The 20,204-nt window shown below is 43.7% G+C and carries 15 protein-coding genes; 12 read left to right on the top strand and 3 right to left on the bottom strand.

Translation table 11 applies throughout. The annotated features are described in order from the left end of the window. The first annotated feature begins 15 nt into the window (after positions 1-15). The 5 genes from JX304_RS06295 (at position 16) to trxA (ending at position 8,510) form a co-directional block, all read left to right on the top strand. A complete protein-coding gene (locus JX304_RS06295; protein WP_205011733.1) occupies positions 16-2,001 on the top strand; it encodes a peptide ABC transporter substrate-binding protein in 1,986 nt (661 codons plus the stop codon). A 313-nt stretch (positions 2,002-2,314) separates the two neighbouring features. After that, on the top strand, positions 2,315-3,514 hold the full coding sequence (locus tag JX304_RS06300; protein ID WP_205011734.1) for an argininosuccinate synthase: 1,200 nt from the start codon (positions 2,315-2,317) through the stop codon (positions 3,512-3,514). Between the two features lie 12 nt (positions 3,515-3,526). After that, the gene (gene argH, locus JX304_RS06305; protein ID WP_205011735.1) at positions 3,527-4,912 is read left to right on the top strand and encodes an argininosuccinate lyase; all 1,386 of its coding nucleotides are present in this window, start codon (positions 3,527-3,529) and stop codon (positions 4,910-4,912) included. A 147-nt stretch (positions 4,913-5,059) separates the two neighbouring features. Continuing rightward, on the top strand, positions 5,060-8,098 hold the full coding sequence (locus JX304_RS06310) for a CocE/NonD family hydrolase (RefSeq protein WP_205011736.1): 3,039 nt from the start codon (positions 5,060-5,062) through the stop codon (positions 8,096-8,098). A gap of 97 nt (positions 8,099-8,195) precedes the next feature. Then, the gene (trxA, locus tag JX304_RS06315; protein ID WP_205011737.1) at positions 8,196-8,510 is read left to right on the top strand and encodes a thioredoxin; all 315 of its coding nucleotides are present in this window, start codon (positions 8,196-8,198) and stop codon (positions 8,508-8,510) included. A 188-nt stretch (positions 8,511-8,698) separates the two neighbouring features. Here trxA and JX304_RS06320 read toward each other — a convergent pair whose 3' ends face one another. Further along, the gene (locus tag JX304_RS06320) at positions 8,699-10,180 is read right to left on the bottom strand and encodes an alpha-amylase (RefSeq protein WP_205011738.1); all 1,482 of its coding nucleotides are present in this window, start codon (positions 10,178-10,180) and stop codon (positions 8,699-8,701) included. 209 nt (positions 10,181-10,389) lie between these two features. On the opposite strand from JX304_RS06320, the gene JX304_RS06325 reads away from it, so the two are divergent. The 3 genes from JX304_RS06325 to JX304_RS06335 are packed head-to-tail and all read left to right on the top strand — an operon-like array spanning position 10,390 to position 14,440. After that, positions 10,390-12,009 carry a M20/M25/M40 family metallo-hydrolase gene (locus JX304_RS06325; RefSeq protein ID WP_205011861.1) on the top strand — a complete coding sequence of 540 codons (1,620 nt, stop codon included), beginning with the start codon at positions 10,390-10,392 and terminating at the stop codon, positions 12,007-12,009. A gap of 51 nt (positions 12,010-12,060) precedes the next feature. Next, positions 12,061-12,804, top strand: coding sequence for an ABC transporter ATP-binding protein (locus JX304_RS06330; protein WP_205011739.1), 744 nt, complete (start codon positions 12,061-12,063; stop codon positions 12,802-12,804). Further along, positions 12,794-14,440, top strand: a complete 1,647-nt coding sequence (locus JX304_RS06335; protein ID WP_205011740.1) for a hypothetical protein — start codon at positions 12,794-12,796, stop codon at positions 14,438-14,440. Before JX304_RS06330 ends, JX304_RS06335 begins: the two co-directional genes overlap by 11 nt. Positions 14,441-14,633: 193 nt before the next feature. On the opposite strand, the gene JX304_RS06340 is transcribed toward JX304_RS06335, so the two are convergent. Further along, the gene (locus JX304_RS06340; RefSeq protein ID WP_205011741.1) at positions 14,634-15,476 is read right to left on the bottom strand and encodes a DegV family protein; all 843 of its coding nucleotides are present in this window, start codon (positions 15,474-15,476) and stop codon (positions 14,634-14,636) included. 129 nt (positions 15,477-15,605) lie between these two features. Between JX304_RS06340 and JX304_RS06345 the strand changes: the two genes are divergently transcribed. The 3 genes from JX304_RS06345 (at position 15,606) to JX304_RS06355 (ending at position 17,738) form a co-directional block, all read left to right on the top strand. Next, complete coding sequence (locus JX304_RS06345; protein ID WP_205011742.1) at positions 15,606-16,175, top strand: TetR/AcrR family transcriptional regulator; 570 nt, start codon at positions 15,606-15,608, stop codon at positions 16,173-16,175. Positions 16,176-16,273: 98 nt separating this feature from the next. Then, positions 16,274-16,846 (top strand): HD domain-containing protein, encoded by a 573-nt coding sequence (locus JX304_RS06350; RefSeq protein WP_205011743.1) that lies wholly within the window; start codon positions 16,274-16,276, stop codon positions 16,844-16,846. Positions 16,847-16,895: 49 nt separating this feature from the next. Further along, positions 16,896-17,738, top strand: coding sequence for a CPBP family intramembrane glutamic endopeptidase (locus JX304_RS06355; RefSeq protein ID WP_205011744.1), 843 nt, complete (start codon positions 16,896-16,898; stop codon positions 17,736-17,738). Between the two features lie 123 nt (positions 17,739-17,861). On the opposite strand, the gene JX304_RS06360 is transcribed toward JX304_RS06355, so the two are convergent. Further along, entirely contained in the window at positions 17,862-18,740 is an 879-nt protein-coding gene (locus JX304_RS06360; protein ID WP_239649417.1) for a polysaccharide deacetylase family protein, read from the bottom strand. A gap of 175 nt (positions 18,741-18,915) precedes the next feature. On the opposite strand from JX304_RS06360, the gene JX304_RS06365 reads away from it, so the two are divergent. Beyond that, on the top strand, positions 18,916-20,202 hold the full coding sequence (locus tag JX304_RS06365) for a homoserine dehydrogenase (protein ID WP_205011746.1): 1,287 nt from the start codon (positions 18,916-18,918) through the stop codon (positions 20,200-20,202). The last annotated feature ends 2 nt before the right edge of the window (positions 20,203-20,204 follow it).

A 20,204-nucleotide genomic window follows, 5' to 3' on the forward strand; every position in this document is an offset into this window, starting at 1 on the left:
CTTAAGGAGTTTTACATGAAAAAAAGAAATGTCATTGCACTTGCGGGAGTTGCTCTCCTTTCAGCAGGTATCCTAGCAGCTTGTTCTGGTGGTTCGAAATCATCTAGCTCAAGCAACGGCCAAAAATTCTCATATGTCTATGAGACAGAACCTGAAAACTTGAACTACATTACATCAGGTAAAGCAGCAACCCATGAAATCACAGGGAACTTGATTGATGGTTTGTTTGAAAATGATAAGTACGGAAATTTGGTTCCTTCTCTTGCAAAAGATTGGACAGTTTCTAAAGATGGTTTGACTTATACCTATAAACTTCGTGATGATGCTAAATGGTATGATTCAGAAGGAGAAGAGTATGCAGATGTAACCGCTAAAGATTTCGTAACAGGAATCAAATATGCGGCTGATAACAAATCAGAAATGCTCTACATTATCCAAGATTCTATCAAAGGTTTGAACGACTACGTCAGCGGAAAAAATAAAGATTTCTCTGCCGTAGGAATTAAAGCAGTTGATGATCATACCCTTCAAGTTACCTTGAATCAGGCAGAGCCTTTCTGGAATTCTAAATTGACTCTTGGAATTACTTTCCCAGTCAACGAGAAATTCGTGAAATCAAAAGGGGATAAATTTGCCCAAGCAAGTGATACTAGCTCTCTTCTTTACAATGGTCCTTACATCTTGAAGAGCTTCACTTCTAAATCATCTATCGAGATGAGCAAGAATGAACACTACTGGGATAAAGACAATGTTCACATCTCAGATGTTAAGCTAGAATACTATGATGGTCAAGACCAAAGTAAATTGGCCAACTCATTTGAGGACAACGCTCTTAGCCTTGCTAAATTGTTCCCAACAGGATCTGGATTCACAGACCAAGCTAAGAAGTTTGAAGATAACATCATCTACGCTCCACAAGATGCCAGCACCTTTGTGATCGGTGTCAATATCGACCGTCAGTCATACAAGTACACATCAAAAACAACTGATGAAGAAAAATCATCTACTAAGAAAGCTCTTTTGAACAAAGACTTCCGTCAAGCGATCAGCTTTGCCTTTGACCGTGAAGCCTATGCTGCTCAATTGAACGGGAAAGACGGAGCAAGCAAGATCATCCGTAACCTCTACATTCCACCTACATTCGTTCAAGCAGATGGCAAGACCTTTGGTGAGATGGTTAAATCTGACTTGGTGACTTATGGAGACGAGTGGAAAGATGCAAATCTTGACGATGGTCAAAATGGTCTTTACAACGCAAAACAAGCCAAAGAAGAGCTTGCCAAAGCAAAATCTGCACTTGAAGCAGATGGTGTGAAATTCCCAATCCACTTGGATATGCCAGTAGACCAAACGACACAATCTAAGGTTCAACGTGCTCAATCCTTCAAACAATCAGTTGAAAGTACGCTTGGAAAAGAAAACGTGGTTGTTGACATCCATATGGTATCCAAAGAAGACCTCTTGAACGTAACCCTCTTTGCTGCTAAAGCAGAAGACGAAGACTGGGATATCTCAGACAATGTTGGATGGAGCCCTGACTATCAAGACCCATCAACTTACCTTGATATCTTGAAAGCCTCTTCTGGTGAAAACACTCGTACCTTCTTTGGATTTGACCCAAGCGAAAACAACGAGGCAGCTAAGAAAGTTGGTCTTTACGACTTTGAGAAGATGGTAACAGAAGCAGGTGCTGAAACACAAGACCTTAACAAACGTTATGAGAAATATGCTGCAGCTCAAGCTTGGTTGACTGATAGTGCTTTGGTCATCCCAACAACCTCTAAGACTGGTCGTCCATTCTTGAGTCGTGTTGTACCATTCTCAGCACCATTTGCTTGGACTGGTGGTAAAGGAAAAGACAACGTTGTCTATAAAGGTATGGAACTTCAAGACAAGGCTGTAACAACCAAAGACTACAACAAAGCTCTTGAAAAATGGAAGAAAGATCAAGCAGAGTCTAACCAAAAAGCTCAAGAACAATTAAAAGATCATGTGAAATAAAATTTCATATAAGGAAAGAGAGAACTAGCTTCTCTCTTTTTTATGCATTTGAAAAGCCAAAATAGAGGGTTTTACCCATTTTTTTACCAATAACCGATCAGATTTATTAGAATACTGATTATTCATAAAAGAAAAAATTGCCTTTGTCATGCTATTTTTGAACGGATTCATACTATAAAAAATCTCTATCTACAAAATAGATAAATATCCGTAAAACGTTTTATTTTAAATAATTATGAAATTCCTCTTGACTTCTGCCTTTTCATGCAGTAGAATGTTACACAATACATTTTTAGAAGGTAGAGGTAATCGTATGGTGAAAGAAAAAGTCATACTTGCTTATTCGGGTGGTTTGGATACGTCAGTAGCCATTACCTGGTTGAAGAAAGACTATGATGTCATCGCTGTCTGTATGGACGTCGGTGAAGGGAAAGATCTGAGTTTTATTCATGATAAGGCTTTGAAGGTCGGTGCGATTGAATCGCATGTGATTGATGTCAAAGACGAGTTTGCTGAAGACTATGTCTTGGTTGCGCTACAAGGACACACCTTCTACGAACAAAAATATCCTCTCGTGTCCGCTTTGAGCCGACCATTGATTTCGAAGAAATTAGTCGAAATCGCTCATCAAACAGGAGCGACCACCATTGCTCATGGCTGTACTGGAAAAGGGAATGACCAAGTTCGTTTTGAACTCGCTATTGCCTCTCTAGACCCGTCTCTCAAGGTGGTTGCCCCTGTACGGGAGTGGAAGTGGTCGCGGGAAGAGGAAATCACTTACGCCAAAGAAAACAATGTTCCGATTCCAGCTGATCTGGATTCACCTTATTCGGTAGACCAGAACCTATGGGGACGGGCCAATGAATGTGGGGTTTTAGAAAACCCTTGGAATCAGGCACCAGAAGATGCTTATGATCTGACCGTTGCTCCAGAGTCGGCGCCAGATACTCCCCTTTATGTTGAGATTGACTTTGAAGCAGGAATTCCTGTTGCCTTAGATGGAAAGAAGATGAAACTAGCAGATTTGATTTTGGAATTGAATGACCTAGCAGGGGCTCATGGAGTCGGTCGGATTGACCACGTGGAAAATCGCTTGGTCGGCATCAAATCTCGGGAAATCTATGAGTGCCCTGGAGCAGTAACCCTCCTAGCAGCCCATAAGGAAATTGAAGATCTAACCTTGGTGAGAGAATTGGCCCATTTTAAACCCATTATTGAAAATGAGTTGTCCAACCTCATCTACAATGGTCTCTGGTTTAATCCAGCGACCGAAGCCCTGATTGCTTATCTGAAACAGACACAAAAAGTTGTTAATGGAACAGCCAAAGTGAAATTGTATAAAGGAACTGCCACAGTGGTAGCTCGGAAGTCTAATAACTCTCTTTACGATGAGAGCCTAGCAACCTATACAAGTGCAGATACCTTTGACCAGGACGCTGCTGTTGGCTTTATCAAACTCTGGGGCTTGCCATCGAAGGTGCATGCCGAAGTACAGGCGCATCTAGACAAGTAGAAAGGATCTACTATGACAAACCATAAATTATGGGGCGGACGCTTTGAAGCTGCTTTAGAAGATTGGGTAGAAGAATTTGGGGCTAGTATCGGTTTTGACTACCGGCTTGCTCCTTATGACCTAAAAGGTAGCTTGGCACATGTCAAGATGCTAGGTCAGACTGGGATTCTTACCCAAGAGGAAGCCAAGGATATTGAGGCAGGTTTGGAAACCTTACTGGCCCGATATCAAGCTGGAGAGCTGACCTTTGATGTGGGAAATGAAGATATTCATATGAATATGGAAGCTCTGTTGACCGAAGAGATTGGTCCAGTAGCAGGGAAACTGCATACAGCCCGTTCTCGAAACGATCAGGTGGCGACAGATATGCATCTCTATCTGAAGGATCAGTTGCGGCTGATTGATCAGAAGTTGTTGCATCTCCGTCAGGTTTTAGTGACACTGGCTGAAGAGAATGTTGAAACCATCATGCCTGGCTATACACACTTGCAACACGCGCAACCGATCAGTTTTGCCCATCACCTTTTGGCCTACTACCAAATGTTCACAAGGGATAGTCAACGTTTTGGCTTTAATATGGAGCATACGGATCTTTCCCCACTTGGAGCAGCAGCACTGGCTGGGACGACCTTCCCAATTGATCGCCAACTTTCAGCAGATTTGATGGGCTTTAAGGGAATTTATCACAATTCGCTGGATGCTGTCAGTGATCGTGACTTTATCCTTGAGTTTTTATCCAATAGCAGTATCTTGATTATGCATCTCTCTCGCTTTTGCGAAGAGTTAATCAATTGGTGCAGTTATGAGTACGGATTTATCAGCCTATCAGATGCCTTTAGTACCGGATCTTCGATCATGCCACAGAAGAAAAATCCAGATATGGCTGAATTGATCCGTGGCAAGAGCGGACGGATCTATGGTCATCTGATGGGACTCTTGACCATTATGAAATCCTTGCCACTTGCCTACAATAAGGACTTGCAAGAAGACAAGGAAGGGATGTTTGATACGGTCGACACCATCCAGAAGTCCCTTGATATCATGGCAGGAATGCTATCTACGATGACCGTCAATAAGGATCGGATGCTAACGTCGACTCAAAAGGATTTTTCAAATGCGACAGAATTAGCAGATTACCTCGCAAAAAAAGGAATTCCTTTCCGAAAAGCGCATGAGATTGTCGGTAAATTGATCCTTGAATGTACTAAAACTGGACTTTATTTGCAGGACATTCCTTTGACGCGTTATCAGGAAGTTTCTCCATTAATTGAAGAAGATATTTACCTAGTCTTACAATCAGAGACTGCCGTTCAGAAGCGGAATTCCCTTGGTGGAACAGGATTTGACCAGATTCACTTGGAGCTCGAGAGAGCTAAAAGTGACTTGTCAAAGCACTAAGAAGAAGGAAAGCATCGTAAAAATTTACGATGCTTTTATTTGGAGTATTTTTAGGATATTGCTGAGATGGAGATGTAAGAAAAATTGATATTAAAACGCTTACATAGTATAATGGGAGTGTTGATTACAAAAAGTTAGGAGACTGACATGAAAAAGAAAACAATGGTTTCCATTGTCGCATCGAGCTTACTGATCGCGCCAATGGTTTTGCACCAAGTAGCAGCAGCAGATGAGCAGACAGAAGAGTTAGCTTCATCGACAGAAGTGGTCCATGCTCCATCTACTGAAGCAACACCGACAGCACGTGACACAGGTACTAGCTCTAGTGAAGAAGGAGCAAGCTTGAGTGAGGCATCGCTGGATCGGGTGGCAGGTGCCAATCAAGTAGCTCCTACATCAGTGGAACTTTCAAGACAAAGTGGTCCAACTGTCCCAGTAGCAACTCCAGCAGTAACAAACAGGGAAGCTGCACCTCAATCCACCCCTACTTCAGAAGCACCGGCAACAAGTCAGGATTTGGCAAAGGTCACAGGTTCGACCCTTGCAGCGGATCAGACCTCTAAAGAGTTGACAGTGCAAGATGCTGTTAATGGCTTGCTTCAATGGGCAGCAACGGATCCAAACCAATTAGGCCAAAGCCAAGCAGATCGGGAACGCTTTGCCAGGAGTTTAGGTTTGATTGAAACATCAGAAGATCTGACTCGTAAGGTCAGTCAGCCAGAATTGGCCAAGATGTACGAAACAGCTAAGAAACTCTATGATGCTTATCGAGCTGAAAAGAAAAGTCCGCTCTTTCTAAATGGTCGGGCCCAGCCTATTTTCCCTTATACAACGGGTGAAAAAGCTGATGAAGACTACAAATATGAGGACAGCCAAATTGTCCGCTTCCCAGTCTATGTTGAAACGGACTACGACACCGATGCCGACGGCAAGCCAGACTTGGTCAAAGCCATTGTGCAATTGCCAAAAGCAGTCGCGCAAGGTGACTTTAAGGCAGCGACCATTCTCGAAGCGCGTCCCTATGTGGCTGGAACCTTGGATGAAAACTATGTGACCCTTGAAAAATTGGGCTTGCCGACAGATGGTTCCTACGATATGAAGAAGCTGCGGGAGCAACCGGCTAAACGCCAGGCAGTCGGCAGCTCTTCAACAGTTGAAGCAGCAAAGAAAGCCAAGGCTTCGGATTGGTATTACTACAGTCCATATGAATACATTTATGACTACGAAGATCTCAACTGGTACGACTATTTCTTGGTCAGAGGCTATGCCTTTATCTCTAGTGCTGGGCTTGGTACCAAAGGGTCGGAAGGGTTTAACACGACAGGTTCTGATCTGGAAATCAATGCCTTCAAGAATATCATCGAGTGGGTCAATGGCAAGCGCAAGGCCTATACCGATAAGACCAGCAATATCGAAATCAAGGCAGACTGGGCAAGTGGCAATGTCGCAATGACCGGTCTATCTTGGGCTGGAACCACGACCTTTGGTGTGGCTGCGACAGGCGTAGAAGGTCTAAAAACCATCGTTCCAGCTGCTGGGATTGCCTCTTGGTATGATTATTTCAATAGCCAAGGGACCCAATTTGGCAATGCACCTTATAGTGATCTTTCCTGGCTCTCCCTCTACGTTAGCTCGCGTATGTTGGACCAAGACGATTGGGCAGGGATTTGGCAAAACTATTCCAACTACATCAACCAATTGAACAAGGACCAGTACGCCCATGATCGCAACTACAGTGATGTCTGGAAGGAGCGGGATTATACCCTTTATCCGGAAAATCTCAAGACCAGCGCCCTGATCGTCCATGGCTTGAATGATGACAATGTCAAAACCAAACACTTTGAACTCATGTACGATGCGCTCAAGAAAGCGGGCCAAGATGTCAAGCTCTATCTCCACCAAGGAGACCACGTCTATCCAGCAGCTATGTCTCGTGGCTATGGGATCACAGCCAAGGGCCAAGATTTCTATGACCTACTCAATACCTGGCTGACCCATTACCTCTATGGTGTGGACAATCACGTCGAAAGTTTGCCAGCAGTTCTAGCTCAAAACAACTATGATCCAAGTACGTGGACCAGCTATGATAACTGGAAGAGCAGTCAACGTCTCTTCATACATGCAAGCTCGAAACGACTAGAAGAAACCATTTCTAGTGATTATGCCGGAGCTGGTGTAGAAGTTGCCAAGCGTGACGAAACCGTGAGCCAAGGATCTTCAAAAGCCAACATGACCTTCGTATCGGAAGTGACAGAAGATACCACTATCAAAGGACACATCCCCGTTCATTTCAAGGCGGCTCTGGCCAAAGGTCAAGGAAAGAATTTCCAAATTAATGCTCTTCTGGTAGACGTGGCAGATCAAGACTTTGACGTGGTAGGAAATGGAAGCGTCAAGCAAGATAAAACAGCAGATGCTTTCTGGATGGGAAGTAATTTAAGCAACCTATCTGTAGCAGAATACGAAACCATTAAGACAAAGTACAAGGTCATCGCAAAAGGCTGGATCAACCTGGCTAACCCTGAGTCTGGCTACGATTCAGCAAGCTCTCGCGCAAGCATCGAGCCTAAAGTAGGAGAATTCCACGATTATACGGTCTATCTGCAACCAAATCTCTATACAGTTAAGAAAGGTCACAAGTTAGCTCTAGTCTTTAACACCTATGACCCATCTGATTTAACGGTGGAGCACCCATATGAAGTGACCTTCAAGACAGATTCTATCCAGGCTGCGATTCCAATTGTCGAAAAGACCCGCGCCCAAAAGGCAAGCTATCTACCAAGTGCAAGCGATACAGACTATGCAAACCTGCCAGAAGTTGAAGGATATGCTCTAGTAGCACCAGAAGTGCACTATATGGAAGAATACACCCTTCCAAACCCAGAATACCTTGTCCAACCAAGTCGGACTGTTCCTGAAAAAGAAGAGCAGATGCAAACAGCATCATCTAGGCAAGAGAACCCTCACCTTGCTCTAGCTGTATCCTATGGGCCACGATTTGTTACCACGACTTCAGAACCAGTTGCAAAAGATTCTCAAGAAGTGATTCCTGCAGTAGAAGGAGGGCATGCGGACCATACGCTTCCACAAACAGGTAGCAAAGAACATGCTCTGGGTCTCTTAGGTCTGTTTACCCTGACAGCTTCTAGCCTCATCTTTTGGCGCAAGAAGAAAGTAGATGCCTAAGGAGTCCCCGTAGCAAATATTTCTAAAATGGCATCATTTAGTGTAAAATAAAAGTAGAAATGCAGAATCAGTAGTCACTACTGAAAAAGGAGGAAATATGGCACACGTAATCACAGATGCAACGTTTGAACAAGAAACAAGCCAAGGCCTTGTCCTGATTGACTTTTGGGCAACTTGGTGTGGTCCATGCCGCATGCAAGCTCCAATCTTGGATCAGTTGGCAGAAGAAGTACATGAAGATGATTTGAAAATCTGCAAGATGGATGTCGATGAAAATCCAAACACAGCCCGTCAATTCGGTATCATGTCGATCCCAACTCTTCTCTTTAAAAAAGATGGGCAAGTTGTCAAACAAGTGGCTGGAGTTCATACAAAAGCCCAATTGAAAGCAATCATTGCAGAATTGAGCTAAAAAGAAGACTCGTTTTCCAAACTGGAAAACGAGTTTTTTTGATGGTGTGATTTTCTTTAAAATAAAGGCAGCAAACATTGACAGCGCTTTCTTATAATGCTAAAATGAAGCTGTGTTTCCTATAAAATTTTTACAGAAAAAATTCTCCTAGGAATATGTTGATCCTAGGAGAAAATCACATTTATTGGTTATTGGCCCTCTGTATCTTGGGCTACCCAGACACTGACGGAGCGCTCTGCCACTGGGAATTCGGCGCTACCGTCTTCTTGGACTTGAACAGTTTCGCTACAATTTTCTAGGACATCATAGTAGGTGAGTCCTGCGTATGATGAGCCAATCTCCATGACTTTTGTAGCAGCTTGGTTATTGGAAATCAAGCAGGCGATTGGTGCTGATTCTTCTGTACCTGAACGTGTCCATCCGATGCAATTAGGATTATCGAAGTAGTCCGTTTGTTCCCCGTAGGCCAGATCTTTACGAACCCATAAGAGGCGATCGAGAACCTCTTGGAAACTTTCTTGCGCAAATTTACCCTCGATACCGTAGTAGTCTCCATAGAAGACACAAGGCAAACCAGCTTCTCGAAGTAAGATCAAGGCATAGGATGCAGGCTTAAACCATTCTTCAATGGTAGATTCCAAGGCTTGCCCTCGTTGGGTATCATGGTTGTCCACAAAGGTTACGGCCTCTTCAGGATGATTCAGGACTAGTGTTCCGTCAAAAATAGTTTGAAGGTCGAAATTTTCACCTTCCTGACTAGCTCTGAAGAGATTTTGGTGGAGGGCCACATCGATCAAGTCGTATAAGTAGTCAATGCTTTCCAAGTATTCATCGTTGGTCTCTTTATCCCCATTCCAAAACTCGCCAAAGACGTAGAAATCTTCTCCATATTTTTTGGTGATATTGTGGATGAAATTTTTCATAAAGAAGGAGTCAATGTGCTTGACTGCATCCAGACGGAAGCCTTCTACACCAGTCGTTTCGATAAACCATTCAGCCCATTGGTCGAGATTTTCTACAACTTCGGGATGTTTGAAATCGATATCGGCGTACATGAGGTAATCGTAGTTACCGTTTTCCTTGTCTACCAGATCTCCTTGAGCCCAACCTTTGTTGTCCCCTTGGATTTGGTAGATCCCATTCTTATTGCGAGAAGCATCGTAGTCAGTACCGGTGAAATGGTACCAATGCCAGTGGAAGTCATTATAGGCTCCATTTCGACCATCAAAGGTGAATTTAGTCCATCCTTGAATGGTGAAGGGTTCAGTGAGGATCTTGTTTCGATCCATCGGATCGACCTCAACAACCTCGAATTCCTCTAAGCCATCAGCTGCAGCTTTATGGTTGAGAACGACATCGGCCATTGGTTGAATCCCAGCATCTTTGAGGGCTTGGATGGCTTGAAGATAATCTTTTTTGAAACCATATTTGGTGCGAACCGTTCCTTTTTGGTCAAACTCGCCCAAATCAAAGAGGTCATAGACCCCGTACCCAACGTCATTGTTAGAAGTAGCTTTAAAGGCAGGTGGCATCCAGACTTTACGAATGCCCAAGTCTGCTAAGTGTTGCGCATCTTCAGCAAGACGTGTCCAGTGGTTCCCATCAGCGGGCAAATACCACTCAAAATATTGCATTAAGGTTTGATTTTCCATTGTTATTTCTTCTTTCATGTGAATGTCCTTATTTTACCAAAAATAGTTGGATGGGACAAACGTTTGCGCTGGAAGCAAGCCCTTTCTAGAAAAGAAATCGCATACATGAAAGAAGTGAAGTGAGAATATAAAAAGTAGGATTTTATCTACGTAGAAATATCAGCCCGATACATATATTTCTATCCATTCATTTAGTTAGATCATATCAAAGGAGGATTGGTTTGAAAGTGAAAACCACCAATAGAGAGAGCATTGAAAAGATTTTTACTGAGGCTTTGGCTATTCCAAGCTTCACCAACACGGAGACCGAGAAAGGAATCGAAGCCTATCTGGATCAACGGATTGCCCAAATCCTCTATTTTAAGGAACATCCGGACCACTTTGGGCGCTATCAGGTGCCACAGGATCACTTGCATCGGTCGGTCAATTGGGCCTTGGTCGATAAAGGCAAGAAAAAAACTCTTATCCTGTTTCACCACCATGATACAGTTGATCTTGAAGACTATGGACATTTGTCGGAAATCGCGCTCGATTCTGATAAAGTCGCAGTAGCCTTGAAAACACTGGATATGCGACCAGATATGCAGGCTGATATAGCATCTGGTCAATGGAAGTTTGGCAGGGGATCTTGCGATATGAAAGCAGCCCTAGCCCTGCAACTAGGGGTTCTGGAAGCCTATGCGGCGGATCCCTCAGGAGGTCAGGTCAATCTGCTCTATCTTTCTGTTGGAGACGAGGAATCCTATTCACGTGGGATGCGAGGAGCCCTAGGCTTACTCACAAATTTACAGGAAAAATTTGATCTGGACTATGTATTAGCAGTGGATTCAGAACCCTTTGAATCGGATCTAGAAAAAGAAAAAGTCCTTCACATTGGCACAGTCGGCAAACTCATGCCAGTCGTTGTGGCCCAAGGTGTCTTGTCCCATATGAAGGAGCCCCTTAAAGGGATCAATGCCTTGTCGCTCTTAGTAGCCATTGCAAGTCAGCTAGATCTTCATCCCGATCTGGCTGATCAGGCCTTGGGAGAAACGTCTCCCCTTCCTTCTTGGTCCTATCTTAGAGATTTGAAGGAGCAGTACGATGTATCGACCGTGCTTTATGCGGCTGGTTATTTTAGTGTTCTTCATTTGAAGAAAACACCCCAGGAGCTCCTACAGCGGATTGATGAGCTTAGTCAGGAGGCCTTGGATTCCTTTTACAAGAAGTATGAACACTTGCAGGATCAGGCTGGCCAAGACCATATGATTGCAAGGCCAAGAGTTATCACCTATCAAGAACTAGAGGAACGTTGCCAAGCTTTAGAGGGCTACCAAGCCTTTAGAGAAGCTTCTAACCAAAAAGCGGAGCAAGATTTTCGTGATGGAACCAGCTACCAGAGCCTTGCGATCCAGCAAATCCAGAGACTCCTAGAGTTTCTAGGAGATAAGGATCCCTTGGTGGTCATTGGTTTTGCGCCCCCCTATTATCCTTCCATGAATTGCCGCTTTTTGGACAATACGGAACTAAAGATCGAGTCCCTGATCGCAGATTACCGCCAGTATCTGGACAAAAGAGGCTATAGCTTGAAGGTCGAAGAATATTTTATGGGGATTAACGACACCAGCTATTGTGCCTTAGAAAAGGACGTAGCCTCTTATCAAGTCGTCCTAGATAGCCTCGCCACTCCGGCCCAAATTTATGATCTGGATCTGGATAAAATTGCTCGAATTCAGGTTCCAGCGATCAATCTCGGGCCCTGGGGCAAAGAATTGCATAAGCGAGGAGAGAGGGTCTACCAGGAAGATTTTTTGGCGACCATTCCAAACTATTTACTAGAATTGCTCTACCATTTCGATGATCTATAATGACAATAGAAAACAAACACGATCCCAATGAGGATCGCACAAGGAGTTAGTATGATTACATTTCACGGAGTAACAAAAGATTACGACGGGCATATTGCCCTCAACCACTTGGACCTGACCATCGAGGATGGACAAATTGTCGGACTGATTGGCCACAACGGAGCCGGAAAGTCCACAACCATCAAGAGCCTGGTCAGTGTCATCACCCCAACCACTGGGACGATTGAAGTGGACGGTCAGGACCTCTATAGCCATCGGCTTGCGATCAAAAAGAAGATCGGTTACGTGGCGGATTCGCCGGATCTTTTCTTGCGTCTCACAGCCAATGAATTCTGGGAGTTGGTTGCGACTTCTTATGATATGAGTCAAAAAGACTGTGATCAACGCTTGGAAGAGCTTCTTACGATCTTTGATTTTCAGAGCCACCGCTATGAAGTGATTGAATCCTTTTCACATGGGATGCGCCAGAAGGTCTTCGTCATTGCAGCCCTCTTGTCCGATCCAGATATCTGGGTCTTGGATGAACCGATGACCGGGTTGGACCCGCAGGCTTCTTACGATTTAAAACAAATGATGCGCCAACATGCGGATCGCGGAAAGACCGTTATTTTCTCTACCCACGTCTTAGAAGTGGCCGAACAACTCTGTGATAAAATTGCTATTCTGAAAAAGGGAAATCTCATTTTCTATGGGACGATCGAGGAATTAAAGAGCCAACACCCAGACCAAAGTCTGGAAAGTATCTATCTCAGTTTAGCGGGGCGGAAGGAAGAAGGTGGCGATCATGCGTCTTAAGATCATCCAACAGCTGGTCAATGTCAATATCATCTATGCCAGCCAGCCCGCTCAGATTGCCAGATTACGTGCCAAACAGGCCAAAAAACCGGACGTCAAACTGAATGTTGCCCGCAAATCGGTGCTCAACTATCTCACTTTAGGTTTTTTCTATTTCGTCTTGTTTGGCTTGCTCTTTAGTGTCTATGATTTTGTCAACCAACCAGCTTTCTTTGTCAATATGGTGGCCCTCTTTTCCTTGATGACCATTTCCCAAGGCTTTATGAGTTTTTACAATGTCTTTTATGAAAGCAAGGACCTGCAGTTTTACCGGCCTTATGCCTTTTCAGATGCGGAAGTCATTGCAGGAAAGAGTATCTCGGTCATCCTGACCCTCCTTATGGCGATCCTTCCCTTGATCAGCTATTTTTTGATCCTTCCTGTGCAAGCAGGTGGTTTCAATCCATTAGGGATCCTGCTGGGAATCTTTTGTGCTTTGATTCTCTTAGCCGTTCTCTTTTTAGCGACGATCTTACTAGCTCATTTGATTACCAAGACTCTCTTTTTCAAAAAACACACGACTCTGGTCTCCAACATCATGATCGGTATCGGTTCCCTCCTCAGTCTGGGCGCCTATCTTTATTTGAACTTAGTCCAAACCCATCGGGTGGAAGTGTCGGGTGGAGCGGATATTCCCATTCTTTTTCCACCTTTTGTTGCCTTTCATCAGTTTATCCTCCATCCTTTTGATGGGGGAGCGATCCTTGGTATTCTGGGCTGGATCTCGGTGCTGTTGGTCTTGATCGGTCTTGTTCGCAAAATTGTCATCCCACAATTCTATGATGCAGCCCTTGCAGTTGCGACCAACCAAACCGTCAAAGAGCGCGTGAGAGCGATCCATGTGGGTCAGAAAGACTCCTTTAGACGATTTGTCATTCAGTATCATCGCAGACTCTTGCTTGATGGTACCCTCATGGTGCAAGTCCTCTTGATGATGAGCATTCTGCCTTATATTTTCTTACTTAGTGGAGCAGTAGGAGCATCCAAAAATATCGGAGGAATGAGTCCTTACTTGACGCCCCAGTACCTCGTCCCACTGGCTCTGGTTGCCTTCTTGATCGGTGTTTTCAATAGTTTTGGAGGCTTGACCAGTATCGGTATTTCCCTAGAGCGTGAAAATTTTGAGTACTTGAGATCCCTCCCTATTGATTTCAAGCGCTATCTCTTCATGAAGTTTTGGCTGCTCTATCTGGTGCAATCCATCCTTCCTGTCATTCTTCTGGTTGGTGTTTGTTTCTATTTTGGCGTGCATTCCTTGGCCATCCTTGCCATGTTGCTGATTTGGGTCGTAACCACCATACCAATCTGCATTCGAGACTATGTCAAAGATTTTCAAAATTTTAGCACCAATTGGACCAATATCACAGAGTTGATGAGCCGTCATCGTGGGAATGCCGTCCTTCAATCTATTCTCTTGATTGTCTTTATCTTTGTGATGTTTCTCTTGATTATTGTCAGCTTCATTTGGACCTATCATTCCGTCAGCACCCCGCTGGCTGTGATCCTTTATAGTGTCCTGCTGCTAGTCGGAGTAGGAATCAGTTCTATCATCTACCGCAAAAAAATCCGTACTCTCTACCAAGAGATCGGAGAATAAAAAGAGAGAGTGGGACAGAAATCGGTCATTCGTTAGAATTCGATTTCGTCGTCCCACCTCCGCACAGTTGAGTAGGGCTGTAAAAACTGATGAAATCAGCCTAGTAGAGCCCACTCAACCACTGCGTCTTGCTCGACAATCCAAAAACAAGAAGAGGCTAGGACTTTTGTCCCAGCCTCTTTTTAGTGGTAATTTAAATTTCATACCCCATAAGGAGTCCGCCTTCTTCAGCGTAGAAGCTACAAAGTCCAGAAGTAGGGAGGACTTCGATCATTGCATGGGCAAATTTCTCACGAACCAATTCAGAGAACTGCTCGATAAATTTTTCATTGTTGCGGTGGGCGATGGTAATATGTCCGCCAGCATAACCCGCCTTGAGCAATTCCTCAACAGCAGCCTTGATCGCTTTCTTTTGTCCCCGTGCTTTTTGAAGCAATTCAAGGGTACCTGTCTTACTAGCTTCCCCAACCATACGGATATTGAGGAGTCCGACAACAGCCCCGATCAGTTTGCTGAGACGTCCATTTTTGACCAGATTATCCACCTTGGCCAAAACAAAGAGCAGCTTGGTTTTTTCTTGGTATTTGGTGATGACTTGGACCACTTGCTCAAAGTCAAGGTCTTCAGCAACCAACTGGTTGAGCTTGCGAACGATTAGGTCTACCTCGCCCCCAGCTGACAAGCTATTAATGACGTGAATATTGGTATTTGGATGCTCTTCCAGATAAATCTTCTTAGCTACCTCAGCACTATTGTAGCTACCAGAAAGGGTACCAGTAATGGTGACAACGACGATATTATCCGCCCCTTCAAAAGACCTCATGTAGTCATCTGGACTTGGACAGGCGGACTTAGAAGCGGTCACAGTCGCATACATCTCCTCCATCATCTGATCGATATTGAGTTGGGCATCATCTGTATAGATGGTCTCCCCCACTTGGATGGTCAAGGGAACACTGACAAACTCTGTATCCGGTGCCAGATTGTCCAAAGAGCGGTAGTCACAGCCTGAATCCGCAATAATTTTCCATTTCATCAGTTCATACCTCATAATTGTATAAAAATGTACATTGACAAGTAGTTTGTCTTCTTTTACAATTATATCATGAAGTGTATGGTGATGAAAGTAGATATTATCAGGTGAGACACTTAGAAAGTAAATGTTATGGCAGAAAGAAAAATATCCGAGAAATCCTTGGAAAATCTTAAACGATTTAACCAAGAAAACAATGCAATTACTCGTGAATCCATCGAAATTTCTCTCCTGCAACTATTGGAGAAAAAAGATCTGAAAAAGATCACTATTTCTGAGCTAGTGCGGCGTGCTGGCGTGTCTCGTGCGGCCTTTTACCGCAATTATGGCTCTAAAGAGGATATTTTAGAGTCTATCTTTCAGTCCAGTATTGCTAAGATTACCAAGTCATTGGATAGTTTCAATCTCAAGACAGATCTCTACCAAGTTTGGCTCTATCTATTTAAAGAGGTCAAGAAAGAAGCCAAGATTATCAGCCTGGCCATTGATTACAATTCCGAGCGCCTTTTGACCAAGGCAGTTTATGATTTTTTGGAAAAACGAAATGGTGAGACTTCAAATGGCGCTGGCAGCTATCTCAATTCTTTCTGGAGCTCCGCCATCGTCTCTGTGATCTCCAAATGGATCAAGGATGGCATGAAGATCCCCGCTGAGAAGATCGCGACCCTTGGCCTCCCCCTCTTCCCACAAAAGAAGAAGTAATCACCACCGAGAGGTGGTTTTTAGTAAACTGCCCCTCTCCATAACTAGCCTAAATGAATAGATAGAACTATACATAGATTATTCAAAGGACAAGAACGATGATCGAAGAACGAATTCTTGCTGCTAAGCAGTATGTTAAAAGCTTATTTGCTGATCGAGCGGATGGCCATGATGTGGCGCATACCCTCCGCGTTTATACCAATGCTATGAGAATCGCACAAGCAGAAGGTCCATGTGATCTGGAGATAGTAGGCTTGTCGGCTCTTCTTCACGATGCTGATGATGATAAATTGTTTCAAACTGAGAATAATGCGAATGCTCGCACGTTTCTAGAAGAGGTTGGTATTCCTAAAAACCAAATCGACCAGATTTGTCAGGTGATCAATGCTGTTTCTTTCAGCAAAAATCGCGGTAAACATCCAGAAACCTTAGAAGGCAAGATTGTCCAGGATGCAGACCGCCTGGATGCGATAGGAGCTGTAGGAATTGCGCGAACTTTTTCCTATGGTGGCCACAAAGGGAGGTCCCTCACTGATACCGTCCAACATTTCCATGACAAGTTGCTCCTCTTAAAAGATGAAATGAACACGGAGACTGCCAAACAAATGGCAGAAAGTCGCCATCAATTTTTAATCACCTTTCTAAAAGAACTAGAGAAGGAATTGGACTGAGTGAAATATTGAAATTAACTTTTATAAAAGAATTATTTGAAAGAAAGATATGCTAAATCAACTAATAAAGAAACCTATTTTAAGTTGTTCAATTATATTTGTTATCTGCTCAGTAGCAAGGCTAATTGAATATTTCTATATTAGGACGGATAAAACCTTCTTATCTGAGAATTTTCTACATAAACTTTTTGGAATTCTTCTACTGTGGGGAGTCCTTTCAATTTGTAAATTAAGATGGAAAGATATTGGTTTCAGTCCTGACGGAACCGTGAGTGGTATAGGGAAGGGGCTACTCTTTGGCTTAGTGTGTTCCGTCTTTGCATATACAGTTGAGTGCATTGTTCTCTTGTTTCTTCATGGCAATGTTCACTTATCGTTTTACGCCAGTGGTTTTTCCTTAACAAACGAAAAAGTATCTCAAGCAGGAATCTTACTTATTCTCTCAAGTGTGTTGTTTAACCTGATAAATGTCTGGATGGAAGAAGGAATATTTCGTGGCCTTTTCACAAAAATTCTTGAAGGGCTTTCTTACCGCAAGAGTCTATTCTTTATAGCCTTCCTATTTGGAATATGGCACTTGGTAATGCCCTTAAGAGATTATCTTCAAGGAGAGTCGTCACTCGTAAACCTCATCGCCATGGGCATAGGCTATGTTATCTTAGCGGGAATGATGAGTATCAAATGGTCCTTACTCTACAAAATGACAGGTTCCTTATGGTTTGGGTTAGGAGATCATTTTTTCAACAATCTTGCTTCGAATCTAGTTCATGTGGTTTCAAATTCTGAAGGGGATAGTTTGCAGATAGTAAGAATTCTTCTGTGGCAGTTGTTGTCATTTGCATTTGTTTTGATCATTTATAGAAGAAAGTCAAAGACGATAGCTAATCAATGATGTAGCTCTTTTAGGAAATTTTGAATCCTATTACAGTTTATAAACCGACGGTTTAAAAAGGAATTGTTTATAAGGAAGTAACAAGAACCCCTGTCTGAAATGATTTCAGACAGGGGTCTTTCTTTATTCTTGGATCATGGATAGAAGGTCTTCTGCTGTAGTGGTTGGAAGGATCCGAACTCGTTTGAGGGAATAGAGGCCATCAGCGGAGCTGGCGAGTCCATTTTTAGTGGTGAGGCCTAGTTTGTAGTCAGCTTTCTTGGCTTGGTCGATCGTGACCTGACTATAGCGACCAGATGGGTAGACGATAACGCTGGTATTTTGATCCAGCACCTTGTTCAGCAGGCGTTTAGAAGCGACGAGCTCATTCTTTTGAGTCTCAAGGCTGGAATTGGCTAGGTCTGGATGATTGACTGTATGACTTTCAAAGGTCAGGCCAGCATGTTTCATCTCTTTGATTTGATCAAAGGTCAGGACATTTTCTTTTTCCTTTTGGGTAAAGTCTGTGATGATATTGTTGGTGGCCGTCATCTTGTATTTCTTAAGAAGCGGATAGACGATGGTATAGAAATCCTCGACGCCATCATCAAAGGTCAGCCAGACATATTTCTTTCCTTTTGGCACTTCGTTCTTAGCGAGGATGCGATAGGCTTCCTCTGGTGTCAATGTGTAGTAACCCGCTTTTTTCAGGGCCTTTAGTTGGCTCTCAAAGGTTTCTGGATCGACAATCAGATTGGCATTGGCAGCTTCGGACTCAGCCATATTGTGCACAGAGTGGTACATGAGGATGGGCAATTTGACCGGCTTTTTCACTCGCGTCCACTCGATAGAGGAGCTATCCTCCTCCAGAGAACGCGTCACGGCAGTGCCACTGGTATTCCCGTCACTCGGCTGAGTAATCCGTTTGATCAGAAGAAAGCTACAAATAAAGATACAGACCAGGAGGAAGGCATTGATTCCAAGTAGGGTTTTGATTTTTTTAGGTACTCTTCGTTTACTCATAGTGTCACCGTTTTCATCATTTTCTTTATTGTACCACAAATTCTATGTTCTTTTCCAGAACTTGCTACAGGCAGATCCTGTCATGAAAATTCAGAATTTTTAAGACAATGGGCTGTCAAATGGCCAAGTTTTTGTTATAATGGAGCTATTATAGAAATTTCAAGGAGACCATAGGATGTCTGTAAAGATTGCCTTACTAGGATTTGGTACCGTTGCGAGTGGTGTACCATTTTTATTAAAAGAAAATAGCGAAAAAATCACCCAAGCTGCTCATGATGACATTGAGATTGCCAAGGTCTTGGTTCGTGATGATGCGGAGAAGGAAAAATTGCAAGCTGCAGGTCATGACTACAACTTTGTGACCAATGTCGATGAGATCATCGAAGACAAAGAGATTGCCATCGTAGTGGAATTGATGGGTCGGATCGAACCGGCTAAGACCTTTATCACCCGTGCCCTTGAAGCAGGCAAGCATGTCGTTTCTGCGAACAAAGACCTTCTTGCCGTTCATGGAAGTGAGTTGCTTGCGATTGCGAAGGAGCACCATGTAGCCCTTTATTATGAAGCTGCCGTAGCGGGTGGGATTCCAATTCTTCGCACCTTGGTGAATTCCCTAGCTTCTGACAAGGTGACCAAGGTTCTCGGTGTGGTCAATGGAACCTCTAACTTCATGATGACCAAAATGGTCGAAGAAGGCTGGACTTATGAAGATGCATTAGCAGAAGCACAACGTCTTGGTTACGCTGAAAGTGACCCCACCAATGACGTTGAAGGAATCGATGCTGCATACAAGATGGTGATTTTGAGCCAATTCGCCTTTGGGATGAACATCCAATTTGACCAAGTGGGTCATAAGGGAATCAGCCAGATCACTCCTCAGGATGTCTCAGTAGCTCAAAGCCTTGGCTATGTGATCAAGCTGGTTGGCTCCATTGTTGAAACAGAGTCAGGGATCGCAGCAGAAGTGACACCAACCTTCCTTCCAAAACAACACCCACTGGCAGGCGTAAACGGGGTGATGAACGCGGTCTATGTGGAATCGATCGGGATTGGTGAGTCTATGTACTATGGACCAGGTGCGGGTCAAAAACCAACTGCTACCAGCGTGGTAGCTGACCTCGTTCGCATTGTCCGTCGTCTAAAAGAAGGAACGATCGGAAAAGCCTTCAATGAATACAGCCGTCCTCTTCAATTGGCCAAACCAGAAGATGTGAAGAACAATTATTACTTCTCCATAAAGGCACCAGACGCGACCGGTCAAATCTTGCGTCTTGCAGAGATCTTTAATGCAGAAGGAGCTTCCTTCAAGCAAATTCTCCAAGAAGACTCAGATGGTCAATTTGCAAGTGTGGTCATCATTACCCACCAAGTTAACCAAACCCAATTCAAGAACTTGGTTGAAAAGTTGGATTCAGAGGCGAATTTCGAACTCTTGAATACCTTTAAAGTTTTGGGAGAATAAGC

The organism is Streptococcus parasanguinis (assembly GCF_901875555.1).
Taxonomy (GTDB): domain Bacteria; phylum Bacillota; class Bacilli; order Lactobacillales; family Streptococcaceae; genus Streptococcus; species Streptococcus parasanguinis_H.